11 protein-coding genes are annotated in these 16,544 nt (G+C 41.8%); 7 read left to right on the top strand and 4 right to left on the bottom strand.

What is annotated here, in order from left to right:
- The first annotated feature begins 164 nt into the window (after nucleotides 1–164).
- Both BM008_RS09050 and BM008_RS09045 read left to right on the top strand, forming a co-directional pair.
- A complete protein-coding gene (locus tag BM008_RS09050) occupies nucleotides 165–1,229 on the top strand; it encodes a rod shape-determining protein (RefSeq protein ID WP_143072327.1) in 1,065 nt (354 codons plus the stop codon).
- Nucleotides 1,226–2,782 (top strand): hypothetical protein, encoded by a 1,557-nt coding sequence (locus BM008_RS09045; RefSeq protein ID WP_091936210.1) that lies wholly within the window; start codon nucleotides 1,226–1,228, stop codon nucleotides 2,780–2,782. Before BM008_RS09050 ends, BM008_RS09045 begins: the two co-directional genes overlap by 4 nt.
- Nucleotides 2,783–2,920: 138 nt before the next feature.
- Here the strand turns inward: BM008_RS09045 and pyrF are convergent, their stop codons facing one another.
- Both pyrF and BM008_RS09035 read right to left on the bottom strand, forming a co-directional pair.
- Entirely contained in the window at nucleotides 2,921–3,574 is a 654-nt protein-coding gene (gene pyrF, locus BM008_RS09040; RefSeq protein ID WP_091936208.1) for an orotidine-5'-phosphate decarboxylase, read from the bottom strand.
- 40 nt (nucleotides 3,575–3,614) lie between these two features.
- On the bottom strand, nucleotides 3,615–4,568 hold the full coding sequence (locus tag BM008_RS09035) for a deoxyhypusine synthase (protein WP_091936207.1): 954 nt from the start codon (nucleotides 4,566–4,568) through the stop codon (nucleotides 3,615–3,617).
- Between the two features lie 183 nt (nucleotides 4,569–4,751).
- On the opposite strand from BM008_RS09035, the gene BM008_RS09030 reads away from it, so the two are divergent.
- Both BM008_RS09030 and BM008_RS09025 read left to right on the top strand, forming a co-directional pair.
- Nucleotides 4,752–5,477: a hypothetical protein gene (locus tag BM008_RS09030; protein ID WP_245747987.1), complete on the top strand. Its 726-nt coding sequence runs from the start codon at nucleotides 4,752–4,754 to the stop codon at nucleotides 5,475–5,477.
- Between the two features lie 100 nt (nucleotides 5,478–5,577).
- Nucleotides 5,578–8,136 (top strand): UvrD-helicase domain-containing protein, encoded by a 2,559-nt coding sequence (locus tag BM008_RS09025; RefSeq protein ID WP_091936205.1) that lies wholly within the window; start codon nucleotides 5,578–5,580, stop codon nucleotides 8,134–8,136.
- Nucleotides 8,137–8,536: 400 nt separating this feature from the next.
- Here the strand turns inward: BM008_RS09025 and katG are convergent, their stop codons facing one another.
- Both katG and BM008_RS09010 read right to left on the bottom strand, forming a co-directional pair.
- The gene (gene katG / locus BM008_RS09020; RefSeq protein WP_091936203.1) at nucleotides 8,537–10,729 is read right to left on the bottom strand and encodes a catalase/peroxidase HPI; all 2,193 of its coding nucleotides are present in this window, start codon (nucleotides 10,727–10,729) and stop codon (nucleotides 8,537–8,539) included.
- Between the two features lie 500 nt (nucleotides 10,730–11,229).
- Nucleotides 11,230–11,847, bottom strand: coding sequence for a YkgJ family cysteine cluster protein (locus BM008_RS09010; protein ID WP_245747986.1), 618 nt, complete (start codon nucleotides 11,845–11,847; stop codon nucleotides 11,230–11,232).
- 500 nt (nucleotides 11,848–12,347) lie between these two features.
- Here BM008_RS09010 and BM008_RS09005 point away from each other — a divergent pair, with 500 nt between their 5' ends.
- Genes BM008_RS09005 through BM008_RS08995 form a run of 3 tightly spaced genes read left to right on the top strand, consistent with a single transcriptional unit; the run spans nucleotide 12,348 to nucleotide 16,468 of the window.
- Nucleotides 12,348–12,782 carry a stage II sporulation protein M gene (locus BM008_RS09005; RefSeq protein WP_245747985.1) on the top strand — a complete coding sequence of 145 codons (435 nt, stop codon included), beginning with the start codon at nucleotides 12,348–12,350 and terminating at the stop codon, nucleotides 12,780–12,782.
- Between the two features lie 12 nt (nucleotides 12,783–12,794).
- A complete protein-coding gene (locus BM008_RS09000; RefSeq protein ID WP_091936198.1) occupies nucleotides 12,795–13,640 on the top strand; it encodes a metallophosphoesterase in 846 nt (281 codons plus the stop codon).
- Nucleotides 13,637–16,468, top strand: coding sequence for a DEAD/DEAH box helicase (locus BM008_RS08995; RefSeq protein WP_091936196.1), 2,832 nt, complete (start codon nucleotides 13,637–13,639; stop codon nucleotides 16,466–16,468). The genes BM008_RS09000 and BM008_RS08995 overlap by 4 nt, the downstream gene beginning before the upstream one ends.
- Nucleotides 16,469–16,544 lie beyond the last annotated feature (76 nt).

Here is a 16,544-nt window from a genome sequence, read left to right as displayed (position 1 = left end):
CTATATTGGCTCAATTGCTACTGTTTTTTGATGGCTTTTTAATTTATTTCACTATATTTATCGCCATAAGGTGCGATCCCATGTTCATAATATATAAATACTGATTTAATAGAACATTCATTATTCAAGAAAAACGGATCCCATGTATTTTGTTGTAACTCCATGTGGGTCTTAATAATATAGTAGTTGATGACATGGATGATAAGATCAGCAATGAAGAACACCTGTATATTGGAATAGATGCAGGAATGTTCAAAACATCAGTTTGCACAAGCGACGGGAAGAGATTCTCTGAGCGAAGTGTTGTAGCTCTTTCAAGATCAGATGGTGGTTCTGAAGGAACGGTTCTTTTAGGTAGAGAAGCTCTGGACCTGAAAGATGGCGATATAAGGGAACCTCTGGCTGGCGGTCTTAAAAGCGAAGAGGATGTAATGGCTTTAAGAAAATTCCTTGAGGCTCTCCTTGCTGAAAATGGCATTGACCTGAATAGAAATGTATATGCCATAGTTGGTGTGCCTTCTGATTCTGATAAGGAATACAAAAAGAAGGTTATGGAACTGTCAAGGGAGCTATTCTCAGGTGCAATGCTTGTAGATGAGATCTTTTGTGCAGCATACAAGAAAGGTCTTCTTGGTGGTTCGATCATTGTGGACATGGGTTTAGACAAAACCGATATCTGTATCATCAATAGTGAAGTCCCACAGGATACTGATCATCTTAGTATTCCCTGTGCAGGAAAGGATATTGACCGTGAGATCGTTAAACTTATCAAGGAAAGATGGCCAGCATCACAGGTGACGGAAGAAGTTGCCAGAGAATGGAAGGAAAAGTATGGGCATCTTGGTCCAGTTTCAGACAATTGTACTGTCGAGGTCCCCCTTGAAGATGGTAATGTTCAGGGATCCATTGCTGATGAGTTGGAGATCGCATGCGAATTTGTTATTACTGATATTGTTTCTGGTATTACAAGGATCCTCTCCGATGTTGATCCGGATATGCGTGAGTCACTGAGGAACAATATTCATATTTTTGGAGGTACCAGTGGTCTGACCAATATTGGTACTTTTATCGAGAATGAACTAAAAGAGCTCGGTGGAGGGAAAGTTCGCTCTGATATCGACTCTGTTTATGGCATATCCGAAGGTGCACTCGAGCTTGCAAAGAATATGCCACCCGAATTCTGGAAACAACTGGTTGCCGGAAAACAGGATGAGGAGCTGATAATATGAATTCATTGAATTTATCAGATGAAAGTAAAAAGGCTGAGAAGACAGCGAAGGTTTTCACTCCCAATATTTATCGAAAACCAATTGTAAAAGAAGAGATGGAAAAGGAAGCAGGTAATGATACCACTCCTGTGGCTCCGGTGAACTATGTTCCGGGAGCAGTACCTGTGCAGGTGGATCAGCGATCATCTGGAAACCATGCTAATGTTGTTACTGGTTTTGATTTTGATGGATTCATTCAGAAAGAAGCTCAGCTTGTTGAGATAAGGAAGCGCTATGAGCTTGAGATCAGTGAATATGAGGCAAAGCAGAAAGAACTTGATGATCTGCGAAGCAAGTTCTCTGATCAGGAAAAGGCTCTCAACAAGAAATGTTCGATACTGAAGTCTGCAATGGAAAAAGCAGACAGGGCCATACCAAAGGAAAAGAAGGAAGGTCTTGAGAACGAGATCGCTGAGTTCGAAAAAAGGCGTTCTGAATTCGAATCCAAAGTGAAGGAATTCGAGAGTTCCCGTCGTGACCATGAAAAGGAATTCTCTGAATATAGTTCTAAAATGGAGGAACTGACATCTCTCAGGTCCACCTATGATGCCGAACTGGAAGAATATTCTAAAAAGAAGGCTGAGCTTGATGAGCAGTGCAGGTCACTGGAAGAGAAGCTTGCCTCCGGTGAGGAGATATCTCTGGAGCTTGCAGAAGCTACATGTCCCGCAGCTGTTGAAGTGCTGAAGGAAAGCTTCTATGCTGAGCTAAAAGAGCTTAATCGCAAAAAGGCAGATATTGAAACACTCAGGACCCAGTTAGAGGATGACGAGTCACTTCTTACTGAAAAACGCTCTTCTATTGAAAAGATGAAAGGTCATATCCAGACCGAACTATCTGAGATAAGTAACAAGGCCACAGAACTTGAAAGATCAGTGGCTACTTATGAGGAACGTCTGAAGTCCCATGAGGACAAAGAGCTTTCATTCCAGGATAAGGTAAAGGCCTTTGAGGATATGAAGATTGAATTCAAGGCTGAACGTGAGAAACTCAAGCTGGATCACGAAGAGAAGATAAAAGCCTACGAGAAGACCTTTGAGGATATGAAGGCCAACTTCAAGACCGAGCGTGAACAACTCAAGTTGAAGCATGAAGAGAACATCAAGGCTCACGAGGAAAAGGAGCATGCTTTCCATGAGGATATGAAAGCTCTTGAAGCAAGGAAAGCTGAGATCAGGGCTGAGACCGAGAAGCTGGGTCAAAAGCGTGAGGAAAATTCAAAGTTCGAAGCTGAGATGGAAAATGCTCTTGCTGAGATGGAAGCGAAGAGAAAAGAACTTGATGAGATGGTCGAGAAGACGAACAAGGAAATTGGCAATCATGTCACTATCCATCGTCAGGACCTTGATATAAAGAAGCTTAATAATAAACTTGAGCAGCAGACCATCTACATACAGAGTCTTGAATCCAATGTTGCTGACCTTAAGAGAAGTCTTGAGGAAGCAAGGTCTGATTTCAAGAAGAACGAAGTATTCTCACAGATACTTAAAACAAATATTGAACTGATGCGTTAAACGAGATAGCTTGGTAAAATTAGCAGATATCTGTGTGCCTCAGAACTCATAGGGTTCATCACGTATCAGATGTGTTCTCTCATCATTGGCACACAGGTTATATCTCAATTTAATATTTTGAATAATGTGTCGATAAGTTCAGATGAATTCCTTCATCTCATCGACCAGCTTTTTTGCAGCCATTGCTGGATCTTCGGACTGGTAGATACTTCTTCCGACAATTACCCAGTCAGCTCCGGCTTTGATCACGTCTGAGGCAGTGCCTCCCTGTGCACCGACACCAGGTGATATTATGGAGAGTTCGCTACCTATTATCTTCCTGATCTCTGTGACCCTTTCAGGACGTGTTGCTGGTGCAACGACACCTGATGCTTTTGCATCGGCTGCCATCTTTGCGATACCTTCTCCGACATCCTGCATGAAATCAAGAGCACCGGGGTGGCTCATCTCTGTAACTACGTAGATGTCCTTGTTCTGCTCCTTTGCCAGTTTCACAGCTGCTTCAAGACTGTCGTGTCCGGTGAATCCCTGGACGATAACAGCATCAGCACCTGCTTTGAAGACCTGTTCACAGATAAGGCGGTTGGTGTTAGGTATGTCAGCTACCTTGAAATCTGCAATTATAGGTGCATATTCTGAGAGCTTGCTTATCATATCCATTCCTGTTGAAAGTACCAATGGATAGCCGATCTTGATGGCATCCACGTATCCTGCAACCTTTTCGGATATTTTTACAGCTTCTTCTCTGTCTGTAACATCAAGTGCGAGTATGAGTCCTGTCTTCCTTTCCATGTGAATTCTCCTTGTCTATATTTGCGATATCAAGACCCATTTACTTGTTGGCAAGTCTGCTCCTTGCTGCTGCGACCATTATTGGAAGTGTGATGGTGGCATCAGAGTGGACTGTCACAGAGCGTGCTGTTTCGCTGACCTTACCCCATGAACGTGCTTCATCAAGTGTTGCACCGCTGAGTCCGCCTGTTTCCGGGGTGTCCATTGTAAGCTGGATCGCGTACTCGAATTCCTGGTGTGTGATAAGCATGGACTGGAATATGTAGTTCTTCGGGACACCGCCGCCGATAAGTACTGCTCCCGGGTCCTTTGCCTCGTAGCAGATATCGATGATCTCTTTCATGTCTGAGAATGCATCGACGTTGAGTGCATTGTTCTGCTTGTAGAGCCATGCCTGAAGTCCTATCATGGAATCCTGTATCGCAGGACAGTAGACAGGTACGTTCATATCTGCTGCTGCTCTGAGGATGGAGTCCTTGTCATCGATGTTGTTCCCAAGGTGTGTCATGAATTCCCTGATGGAGATGGTCTCTGTACCTACATCGGAGAGTATTGCCTTGAGCTTCTCCTCGAAGTCAACAAAGTAAGGTTCAGGAAGATAGACATCGTATATCCTGTTTATCTCATCGTGTTTCAGTTCGATGTCATCACAATCTGCACATCCTTTGTAGTGATGCAGTCCCATTGATTCTACTATCTCGTGAACCATGTTGGCTCCGGTTGTGACAAGTACATCGATGTAACCGTCATAGATCAGGTCGGTGACTATCTGACGCATTCCTGCCGGCACCATTGCACCTGCAAGTCCGAAAAAGCTGGTAGAACCATTCGCAAGCATCTCGGTGTAGATGTCAACTGCATCTGCCAGTTTGCCTGCACCAAATGCACAGCCATCGATGGCACACACGAGCTCGTCAACGCTCATATTCTCTGTTATCTTTGCCTGTTTTATAGGATTCTGGAGTTTCTCTCCATGTGAATGACAATGTTCCATTTGAAAGCCTCGTTAATATAAGCAGAGTTAATGCGAAGGTTATTCTTTAAGGTTATTATGGGATGTGTTGTCAGGGTTGAATTCACCCTTTTAGAATAGATATGGGTAATACGTATCCTGATGTTTATATGTTCAAAAATTTCGGATGTATATAGCTTGAATTTTACTTGTAGTAAAAATCAGGTGGAAACTTTTAAAATATTTACGCACTTTATAACTTTTGGCGTTGATATTATGGATTATTTCTGTTCAAATTGTAAAGAAAAGATTACTGCTGCCGAATATAAATTTTCAATGAAAAAATATAATCGTTCTTTATGCAGAATACACCAAAAAAGTAACTCCGATTCAACAGAAGTTTTCCAAATAAAAAAAGTTGAAGCAGAAACAACCTCATCAAAAAATAATTCCAATGGACTTTCAAGTAAAAATGCTAATTTTGTTGAAAGTATGATTAAAGGACGAATTGCCGAAACATTAATTGAAGAATTATTTTTACAATTAAAATACTCTGTTTTTAGATATGGAATGGAAAACACAATACCAGGAGTCATGAATCTTCTAAAGGGTGTGCGTGGTGATGTTGCGGACAACATCAGAAAAATGCCGGATTTTGTTATTCAAAGCCCAAAAACAGGTGATGTTTATTTTATTGAAGTGAAGTTTAGAAAAGATGAAACGCTTACATTTAAAGATATAGGCGGTGAAGATTATCCTTATGAGAACTGTTATTTCATACTTGTATCTAAAAAGCATATTAAATGTATTACGTACAAAGAACTAAAAGAAGGCAAAGAAATCAATCCAAATTCGAGGAACTATTTAGGTAATAGAAAAGAATTTGAATTGGATAAAGATGTAATAATAAAATTCTGTGATTTTGCTGTCAAGTTTTTTAATGTTGTTTAATGGTTGAAGAGTATACATTTAGTGAGAAATATGGGAAAATAGTTACATCGTTTGAAAGTTATAAGTTACTACTTCTAATAATCTTTTTTTGGAAAGTATAATGTCATACAAAAAAACAAAGCATCTCAAATCTTTAATATCAGAGATTAAACAGCAGAATCATCTGATACTTGTAGGTATCATATTAATCCCTTTAATTATCGGTATATTTTTAGTTAAAAGGGCAAAACAAAAAAAGAATGACTTATTGAAATTGAAAGAAACTTTAATTCATGAAGTTGAAAAAGAGAATAAAGCTCTAATCACAGAACTAGCTGATATCTACAATAATATAAATGACACTTATTTTACTTACCATAAAAGATTCTCAACTATCGAGAAATGCAATCTATGTCTGGAAGAACTCCAATTTATTAACAAAAATAAAGCACTATTCTCAAATGACTTTACCAATTTCATTAGTAAATCAATTTACATAGTCACAGAACTGAAAAATAATTTTCAAACATATGACAATACTGCTTTTGTTGAAAAAAGAATATTAGAGTATGACTACTTGTTCAAGAAATCACCTTTCCCACTAGACACATCTCAAAAAGTTGCAGTTGTTACAGATGATACCCATAACTTAGTCGTTGCGGGAGCCGGATCAGGAAAAACAGAAGTTTTGATTACAAGGGCAGCATACCTAATTGAACGTAAACCAGATACTATAAACTCAAAAAGGATTCTTGTTCTTGCTTTTCAGAATAAAGCTGCCAAGGAAGTGCATGAGAGGCTTGACTCAAGATTTGGTTTTGATGTCAAGATTAAAACATTTCACTCACTAGGTTTAGAGATTTTGAAGGAAGCAAACAGGAATTCAGATATAGATTCTCTTCAGATTGCTGATGAGACTGAACAAAAACGACTTGTTCTTTCAGTGTATAATGAAAAAATAAATGATAACAAGTTTCAAAATGATATCATTAACTACATGAAAGCGTATGGAGACAGTGAAATACGCAAGTCAAAAACTGATTTCGAGGATAAAGAGACGTACTATGAGTATATGCGAAATTTAACTTATACTGCCTTAGATGGTACCAAAGTTAAAAGTGAAGCTGAAAGAGAGATACTCAACTTTTTTGTAACCCATGATTTGAATGGAAGAAGAGTAAAAGTTCTTTATGAAAGTCCTGCAGAATGGATGCTGTATAAGAAAGAAGACGGTGACACTCACGTTCCACAACCTGATTTTTTCTTTCCGGATTATGATATATATATTGAACATTGGGCTCTAGATAAGTATGGAACGGTTCCTGAATGGTTTAAAGGAAAGAATCCTACTGAAGTCTACAAAAATAGTATGGAACAAAAAAAGAAGAAATTTGCAGAGCAAGACAAATATTTACTTGTAGAAACCACCCATAAAGACTTTAAACAAAATAACTTCATTGAAATTTTGAAAGACAGGATGTTAATTGCATTAAAGAAAAAAAATCCTGGAAAAGATTTTGAGTTTACACAAGTTACATATGAAAAACTTGTGAATCGAGTATGGAAAGAATGTGTAGTTTCTGTAAGAGACCTTCCTAAGAATATTGGTAACTTCATAAATATATCTAAAACATACAATTTAACTCCAGAAGCAATAGAACAAAGAATTAAAAATGAATCCTGGTCTTTGAAACAAATCGAATTTGCTAATATAGCTCTTATCATTTACTCTAGTTATGAGAACAGACTGCGGTCTGAAAACAAAATTGATTTCTCTGATATGATAAACCTTGCAGTCAGAAATCTCAAGCAAAAAGAAGAACTATATAAGAATTATTTTGACCATATTCTTGTTGATGAATATCAAGATATCAGTCAGCAAAGATATGAACTCATTAAATCATTGATGGATAAAAATACTGGTTGCAAACTGTTTTGTGTAGGTGATGACTGGCAGAGTATAATGGGCTTCTCCGGTTCGAACCTAGATTTTTTTGTACGGTTCGATCAATACTTTGATCATCCTACTATTACACATCTTACTGTGAACTACAGAAGCTGCAAATCAATAGTGGACACCGGGGCAGAAATAATCAAGCACAATGGAGATGTTCAGATTGAAAAGAATGCATTAGCCCACAATAATACTCTGGAGCCTATAAGAGTATACATTTCAATTCACAATACCAGATTCGTGAATAACTACTATACACAAGTTGCTCAGCATTGTATAAGTACCATAAACAGTTACTTGCAAAAAGGATATAATCCACAGGATATCATAATTCTTTCAAGGATAGCCAATAGTCCCATATTGAAAAACAAGCTACGTGATTATGCTGTTGTCTGTAACGTGCCTATTTCCTTTGAAAAACGATCATGGAATAAAATTCGTTTTATGTCTGTTCATGCAAGTAAAGGCTTGCAAGCAAGAGTTGTGTTTTTGCTCAACGTTGTAGATGGACTATATGGTTTTCCCTGTAAAAAAGAAAATCCTGATATTTTCGAGCTTGCTACCAAAGGAAGAAAAAAAGATACAGAGGAAGAGGAAAGAAGACTTTTCTATGTGGCAATAACCAGAGCAATGGAAAATCTAATAATTTACAGCCAAATCGATTCGGAAAGCAAGTTTCTTGGTGAAATTAAGGACCATGTTATTGTAGATAATTTGCAAAACTGAAACCCTTTGATAGAGATAGTAGTGAACAACAGAAATACCATCGTCATTGCTTTCATATATTATTTTTATTGTCTCTGAAGTCTATCGTTTTGTTTTTTGTGTTTGTCTTCTGAACTTCCATAGAAACCGACAAAAAGACACTCTTAAATGCCACCAAAATCAACCATTTGCAACAAGTTTCTCCCATTTATCCAACCGTTCTTTATTATGTGCATTAAGCGTAAAAGGCGTATCAACCTTCGCATTTTTCTTCACATTACCGACTGCTTCCTGAAAATCACACTAAGAAAAAGACGGCGTCCCACACCCTATTGAAACGCCATACTCAAATATAGTAATAAACTCCGTGGGAGTCTGATCATACTACAGAACCCCACGAAGCTTTTATGCCACGATCTATTCAGGCCAGGTCGAAGCGGTCAAGGTTCATTACCTTGTTCCATGCAGCGACGAAGTCGTTCAGGAACTTCTCCTGGGAGTCCTCGCATGCGTAGACCTCGGCTATGGCTCTGAGCTGTGAGTTCGAACCGAAGATCAGGTCAACACGGGTACCTGTCCACTTGAGTTCTCCGCTTGCACGGTCATAGCCTTCGAAGGCATCGTCAGAACTTGCTTTCCATTCAGTTCTCATGTCCAGCAGGTTCACGAAGAAGTCATTGGTGAGTGCCTCCGGGTTCTTTGTGAGAACGCCATGCTGAGACTGTCCGACATTAGTATTCAGGACACGCATACCACCCATGAGCACCGTCATCTCAGGAGCTGTCAGTGTCAGGAGTTGTGCCCGGTCCAGAAGCAGTTTCTCTGCCGATACAGCGTATTTTGCCTTCAGGTAGTTACGGAATCCATCTGCCTTTGGTTCAAGTACACCGAATGACACAACATCGGTCTGCTCAGCAGATGCATCCATGCGTCCTGGTGAGAATGGAACTGTCACATCATATCCGGCATTCTTTGCCGCTTGCTCGACACCTGCACATCCACCAAGGACTATCAGGTCGGCAAGGGAGACCTTCTTCCCGCCAGACTGGGCGCTGTTGAACTCTTTCTGGATACCTTCAAGTTTCCCAAGCACAGTTGCAAGTTGTTCAGGCTGGTTAACCTCCCAGTCCTTTTGTGGTGCAAGACGAATGCGTGCTCCGTTAGCACCTCCACGTTTGTCGGAACCACGGAAAGTGGATGCTGATGCCCATGCAGTAGAAACAAGTTGTGAGACGGACAATCCCAGGCCAAGTATCTTGCTCTTGAGGTCTGCAATATCCTTTGCATCGATCAGCTCATGGTCCACTTCAGGAACCGGATCCTGCCAGATAAGCTCCTCTTTTGGGACCTCCGGGCCGAGATAGCGGGAGCGTGGTCCCATATCACGGTGGGTCAGCTTGAACCATGCACGTGCGAAAGCATCCGCAAATTCATCAGGATTTTCCAGGTAATGTTGTGCAATTGGCTTGTAGATCGGATCGAACTTCAACGACAGGTCCGCAGTGGTCATCATAGGTCGGTGCATTTTGGAAGGGTCGTGAGCATCGACGATCATATCCTCTTCTTCTACATCCATAGCCAGCCACTGGTTCGCACCTGCCGGACTTTTGACCAGCTCATAATCGTATTTTAACAGAACCTTCAGATAGCCCATGTCCCATTTCGTAGGGTTTGGCTTCCATGCTCCTTCAATACCGCTTGATATCGTATCACCGGCTTTGCCAATACCATGGCTGCACTTCCAGCCCAGACCTTGCTCTTCGATCGGAGCAGCTTCAGGCTCAGGACCTACCAGTGCAGCATCTCCTGCTCCATGGCATTTACCGAACGTGTGTCCGCCGGCTACAAGTGCCACGGTCTCTTCATCGTTCATAGCCATACGTCCGAAGGTTTCTCTAACATCCTTGCCGGAGGCTACCGGATCAGGGTTTCCGTCCGGACCTTCAGGATTCACATAGATAAGTCCCATTTGCACGGCTGCCAGAGGATTCTCCAGGTCACGTTCACCACTGTAACGGCTCTTTGGCATATCACTGGTAGCCAGCCATTCCTCTTCCGAGCCCCAGTAAACGTCTTCTTCAGGTTCCCATATATCCTCACGTCCGCCACCAAAACCAAATGTCTTGAATCCCATAGATTCTAAAGCACAGTTACCGGCCAGTATCATGAGGTCGGCCCAGGATATCTTCTTGCCATACTTTTGCTTGACCGGCCAGAGCAAACGGCGTGCCTTGTCGAGATTCACATTATCAGGCCAGCTATTAAGAGGTGCAAAGCGCTGGTTCCCGGAACCTCCTCCACCACGGCCATCACCCATACGGTAAGTACCTGCGCTGTGCCATGCCATTCGGATCAGGAGTCCTCCGTAATGGCCGTAGTCTGCTGGCCACCAGTCCTGTGAGTTTGTCATCAGATCATAGAGGTCTTTCTTCACGGCCTGTAGATCGAGCTTTTTGAATTCCTCAGCGTAATTGAACTCTTCACCCATCGGATCGGACTTGGAAGAATGCTGATGCAGAATGTTAAGGTTCAACTGATCCGGCCACCAGTCCCGGCTTGATGTGCCACCGCGAGCTATCGATCCAGTTGTCGGGTTCTTGCTATCTTCATTCATATTGTTTTCTCCTTATATCGTTTGAATCTATATTGGTTGACCATTGTGGCAATTGGAGACTTAAGGGTCATTAGAAAAATGTCGTACTTTTGAGTGTAAGTTCTGGCTAAGCTGTCAGGCTGATAGTTCATCAGCGACCATTTCCCAGATGCACTTATCAGGGATGATATCTTTCCACTCATTTTGTTCCACTCCTCCATTTTGTTAATTGAGCATATTTTAAAAATCGAAATTCAAAGTGAACTGTCTAAGCTCAATTAATACTTATTATGCCACCCCAGACCACTCTATATTCTATTTTTTCTCTATAAATAGATTCTCATATTTTCGGGTTGAGGCGAACAAAGGCGTACAAAAGTCATATCAGCATCTGTATTTACACTAAGTAGCTCATACTTTATTCTATTGGGATCTCATATCTCAATATAGCAGAGTTTACAGTTGACGAGATAAAATTCTACAGGAGATCTTTGATCTATAATAAAATTAAAAGTTCAGGGTCAGTGTGTCTCTCTTTTCAAAGTAGATACGTTCGAACCTGAAGACAGGAACATTGAAAGCATCTCCAGTTCATCAAAAGGTATCTGCATCTCGTTAAGTGTCTGTTTGGAATGGAAGTCAACAAGTTCTGCTGCATATGCATCGACATTTTTTTTCCATTCTTCTTTTATCCTGGCCTTTTCTTCATCTGATACATCTGATCTTGAAAAGGATGTAACGATCCACTCAGCAAAATCCTGGATTATCAAAAAACCAATTGGGCAGGGCTGCAGTCCAACAGAATTGCCGGATGTATTTACTTTAAAGGGATACATACCACAAACAGTAGGCCTTCTATCGTACACTTCGCATCTGCCGGTCATATTGAGGAAAGAACAAGGTGCATTCATCAGGTAAAGGCCTGCAGATAAACCTTCATTTGTAATGTTTCTGGCTTTTTCCGCATCTTGTATGGTCAGGACCTCGACCTCATCCTCGAACATGTGTATCTGTCCTTTACTACAACAATGTGCTCCACAAGTATCAGGGCATTGATAGTGTTTCAGGATGTTCTGAACCACGCTATATCGAATTGCTTTTTTCACAGCAGCGCTATTTATTATAGACGTTATTTTCACCAGCTTTAAGCCAATTCAGACAACTCTGAAAGATGTATATAACTAAATACTGAGAATAAATCTGTTTTGCTCAAAATAAATAGTTCAGAGCCATTTTTTAAAATAATAATTGGATATAACTACTTTAGAACTAAATAAAATTGATATTAACTTTTTATTTTAAAAAATAACTTACATTATCTGAAATATCAGTTTATATGCTGATTTGAATCTAAAATCAATAGAATAAGTGCTTATTATGGCCTATTTTTAATTTTAAAGCTCATATGTCCTGTTTTAATGGGGGTAAACTCGATCAAAGATGCTTGGCTTATAATTACAAGAGCCTTTCATGTCCCTTGTCAAATTTATGATGAACAGCCTTATTGCTCCTGTTAAAATAGAGAACATGAATGCCGGACCTACTCTTTCAGGTGATGTCGTTTTGCAAAAATAACGAATTTTTGAATGTCCTCACAACACTACAAATATAAATATCACATGGGTCCAATATTTCCTTGATGAGTTCCATTATCGACAGGATCGTTCCAAAGCAACGGAAAATGTCCACAAAGGTAGGTGGGTTGCTGATAATTGTAGGAGAGACCATGTTCTTATTCTCCCTGCTGAACTTCCTGATGATTACCAGATTGCAGTATTACAGTTCAGGTGACAGTTTCATGAGGACGCTCTTTCCCCATTATCTCTTCTTCCTGGCAGCATTGTTCATTGCAGCATTCATAGGCATGTGGCTGACCTATGTCTATGTGTTCCCAAGCAAACAGCGCTTTTCACAGGAACAGGCCATAAAGGATAACAGAAGTCCACTTTTCAACAAGGTATTGGATCTAGAAAGTGATATTACTGAACTGAAACATGTCGTTCTTGAGCTTTCCGAGAAGATAGACCGTATGGACAGGAATGAGGCTAAAGATAAGCATCATGACAATAGCTAACTCTCCGTGACAATGACAATAGAGATCGATCCCATAATTGATGAACCTGCACTCGTGGTAAGCAACGAGACGAAGGCACTTGTGATCGCGGATGTGCATCTGGGTATAGAGTGGGATCTCTACAGAAGTGGATTCTCCATTCCAAGCCGTATGAAATTTGGTCTTGAGAGAGTACTTGCTTACATCGAAAAGGTCTCACCTGACAGAGTGATCCTGCTCGGGGATGTGAAACATAATGTACCACAGATATCCTGGCAGGAAAGGGATGAGATCCCGTATTTCCTTTCTGAGCTCTCAGACCATGCAATAGTGGATATCTTTCCTGGCAACCATGACGGCGGTATAGAATATCTGCTACCGGAAGGGAAGGACATAAATGTTCATCCTGTGCGTGGTTCTGTTATTGAGGATGTGGGATATTTCCACGGACACACATGGCCAGATCCAAAACTGCTGGCTGCTGATTACATTATAACTGCACATAATCACCCTACTATCCGTCTTACTGATTCATTGGGATATGCAACTGTGGAGCAGAGCTGGATCAGGACACGTCTGAACCTTTCAGTACTTCAGGGCCATTTTACAAGTCTCGAACTGGGTGAGGATAATGATAACTGGAACGACCCGGAACTTATCGTCGTTCCATCTTTCAATGAGCTTTGTGGTGGCGTTGCCTTCAACGAATCCATGCACGATGACCTTCTTGGTCCCCTGTTCTCATCAAAAGGTGTTGATATTGATAATGCTCAGGCCTATCTGCTGGATGGGACCCAGCTTGGTAAGCTCAAGAACATAAGGAAACTGGAAGAGAGTAAAGTACGTCCCAGAAGAAAACGAAAGGGAGCTAAAAAATGAGTTTTGGAAACGTGTTCGATTCATTCAACCCGGCGATCCAGGATGCTCTTGAGAAGCAGGGCTTCAATGCTCCAACGGAACCTCAGGAAAAGGTCTTCCCATATATCATGAAAGGTGACCACACATTCCTAATCGCTCCAACTGGTTCCGGTAAGACCGAATCTGCGGTCCTTCCGATATTTCATGCTATCCTTGCAAAGACCACGGAGCAGAGAGTTGGTATCTCCGCTCTCTACATCACTCCGTTAAGGGCGCTGAATCGTGATATGCTATCCCGTATCCAGTGGTGGGGAAAGGAACTCGGCATCACTGTGCAGGTGAGACACGGTGATACTTCCCAGTATGAAAGACAGAAACAATCACGCAAACCGCCTGATTTCCTGATAACGACACCTGAGACATTACAGGCTATGTTCACCGGTTCACGTTTGCGTAAGAACCTGAGCTATGTGACACATGTGGTAGTTGATGAGATCCACGAGATGGCCTCCTCAAAGAGGGGAACTCAGCTCACTGTTGGTCTTGAAAGACTTGTAGAACTATCTGGTGAGTTCCAGAGGATTGGTCTTTCAGCCACGGTGGGAAATCCTGAAGTGGTGGCAAAGTTCCTTGCAGGTGCAGAGAGGGATGTTTCCATAGTGTCGGTTTCTCTGCTGAAACTTCTTGATTTCAGTGTTGTCTGTCCACAGGTCACAGATGAGGACATGACCATTTCAAAAAAACTGGCATGTGATATCAATTTTGCAGCACACATCCGATGCGTCAGGGATATTGTAATGGATAATGTTTCCACGCTAGTTTTCGTGAACACAAGACAAAGTGCAGAAGCGCTTGCTGCCGGATTCAATATGCTGGAACTTCCTGTTGGAGTTCACCATGGTTCCCTTTCGGTCGATTCCCGTATAGAAGCAGAGGAATCTTTCAAGAATGGTGATCTCAGAGGTCTGATATGTACGTCCTCCATGGAGCTTGGTATCGATATAGGTAATGTGGACCATGTGGTACAGTACGGTTCCCCCAGGCAGGTCTCAAGATTATTGCAGCGTGTTGGACGTGCAGGACATCGGATACATGAGGTGTCAAGGGGGACTATCATTGCCATGGATGCCGATGATGTGGCAGAGAGCATGGCGATATGTAAACTGGCCATGGCAGGCAAGGTTGAATCCATTTCTCCTCATATGAACTCTCTTGATGTTGTTGCCAATCAACTTGCGGGGATAGTGCTTGATTTCGGGGATATTGGGATAGAGAAGATATACAGTATCCTCAAACGTGCCTATCCGTTCAGGAACCTCCGGATCGAGGTTCTCAGGAAGGTCATCGATCAGATCAAGGATTACAGAATGGTCTGGCAGGAAGAAGGTTCCGATAATATCAGTCGCAGAAGGAAGAGCTGGCAATATTATTACGATAATCTTTCCATGATCCCGGATGAGAAGAAGTATGAGATATTCGATATAGTCACCGGAAGGACCGTTGGTGTTCTGGACGAGGCTTTCGTCATCAATTTTGCAACACCGGGTGCTGTGTTCATTACCAAGGGTGATATGTGGAGGGTCATTGAGATGGTGGGCGATCGCAACAGGATAAAAGTGGAACCTGTAAGGGGGATGGGTGAGATCCCAAGCTGGGTCGGCGAGGAGATCCCTGTTCCATTCGAGGTTGCTCAGGAAGTTGCGAACATCCGTTCACTGATCGCAGGTATGATCCATGAGGAAAAAGATGATGATCATATCGCAAAAGAGATATGTTCCATTTATCCGATCGACCATGAGAGTCTTTTGGATCTGCTTTCTATTCTTAGGGAACATGTGGAAGGTGGGCATCCGCTTCCTGACCAGCATATGTTCGTTATAGAGAATGATGGGGATGCCGTTCTGATAAACACATGCGTTGGACACAATGCAAATGAGACTCTGGGGAAGGTCCTTACGTCGCTACTTGCTGCAAGGTATGGGAGCAGTGTTGCACAGGAGATCGATCCATACAGGATCCGCATGACCCTTCCACGAAGGATAAAGGCGAAGGAGATCGAAACCCTGTTGCAGGATATTCAGCCGGAACATATTGAACCTATCATCGAGATGACATTGAAGAACACTTCACTTATGAAGTGGAAGATGGTACATGTTGCCAGGAAGTTCGGTGCTCTGAGCAAGGATCTTGATTATGACAGGATAAGCATGAAGAAACTCCTTGAGATATATCGTGATACTGCCATGTATGATGAGGTCATCAGGGAGATCTTCCACGATATGCTGGATGTCAGGAGGGTAACAGATATTCTTTCAAGGATAGCCGCAGGTGAGATCCGTGTTGTTGTTAGTGGATCTACGCCCATAGGCAGGTCCGGTTTTTCCATGAAGCGTGATCTTGTGGCTCCGGAGAAGGCTGACAGGTCGATCGTTATGGCACTTAAGGAACGTATCATGAATGATAATGTGATCCTCTTTTGTGTGCATTGCAAGAAATGGACGTCAAGAAGGAAAGTTAAGAACGTTCCTGACGAGATAATCTGTCCGGTATGTGATTCCGGTCTTGTGGCTGCTTTGAAGCCATGGGAAGAGGAGGAGATAAAGCTTGTGAGGAAACAGGATAAGATCACTGCAAAGGAGGAGATCAAACGTATCCGCAGGGTCTATAGGAATGCGAATATTGTGATGACCCATGGGAAAATGGCAGTGGTAGCGCTTGCAAGCAGGGGAGTTGGTCCTGAGATGGCAACCCGTGTGATACAGAAGATGCGACATGATGAGGAAGCTTTCTATCGTGATATTCTGGTCGCTGAAAGGAACTATGCCAAGAACAAGAGATTCTGGAGTTGATCTGCTTTTATCTCTAAGGCTCATCGGATAGATAATCTTAATATAAATATAGCACAGATTTAATATTGGGAAAAGG

The sequence above is a fragment of the Methanolobus profundi genome (assembly GCF_900114835.1).
Classification (GTDB): Archaea; Halobacteriota; Methanosarcinia; order Methanosarcinales; family Methanosarcinaceae; genus Methanolobus; species Methanolobus profundi.
This window is presented reverse-complemented; position numbering and strand designations above follow the sequence as displayed.

What these genes read in the sequence shown, in the direction of transcription:
- BM008_RS09045 (WP_091936210.1), top strand. Translation starts at nt 1,226, where the DNA reads ATGAATTCATTGAATTTATCAGATGAAAGTAAAAAGGCTGAGAAGACA.
- pyrF (WP_091936208.1), bottom strand. Translation starts at nt 3,574, where the DNA reads ATGGAAAGGAAGACAGGACTCATACTCGCACTTGATGTTACAGACAGA.
- BM008_RS09035 (WP_091936207.1), bottom strand. Translation starts at nt 4,568, where the DNA reads ATGGAACATTGTCATTCACATGGAGAGAAACTCCAGAATCCTATAAAA.
- BM008_RS09025 (WP_091936205.1), top strand. Translation starts at nt 5,578, where the DNA reads ATGTCATACAAAAAAACAAAGCATCTCAAATCTTTAATATCAGAGATT.
- katG (WP_091936203.1), bottom strand. Translation starts at nt 10,729, where the DNA reads ATGAATGAAGATAGCAAGAACCCGACAACTGGATCGATAGCTCGCGGT.
- BM008_RS09005 (WP_245747985.1), top strand. Translation starts at nt 12,348, where the DNA reads ATGAGTTCCATTATCGACAGGATCGTTCCAAAGCAACGGAAAATGTCC.
- BM008_RS09000 (WP_091936198.1), top strand. Translation starts at nt 12,795, where the DNA reads ATGACAATAGAGATCGATCCCATAATTGATGAACCTGCACTCGTGGTA.
- BM008_RS08995 (WP_091936196.1), top strand. Translation starts at nt 13,637, where the DNA reads ATGAGTTTTGGAAACGTGTTCGATTCATTCAACCCGGCGATCCAGGAT.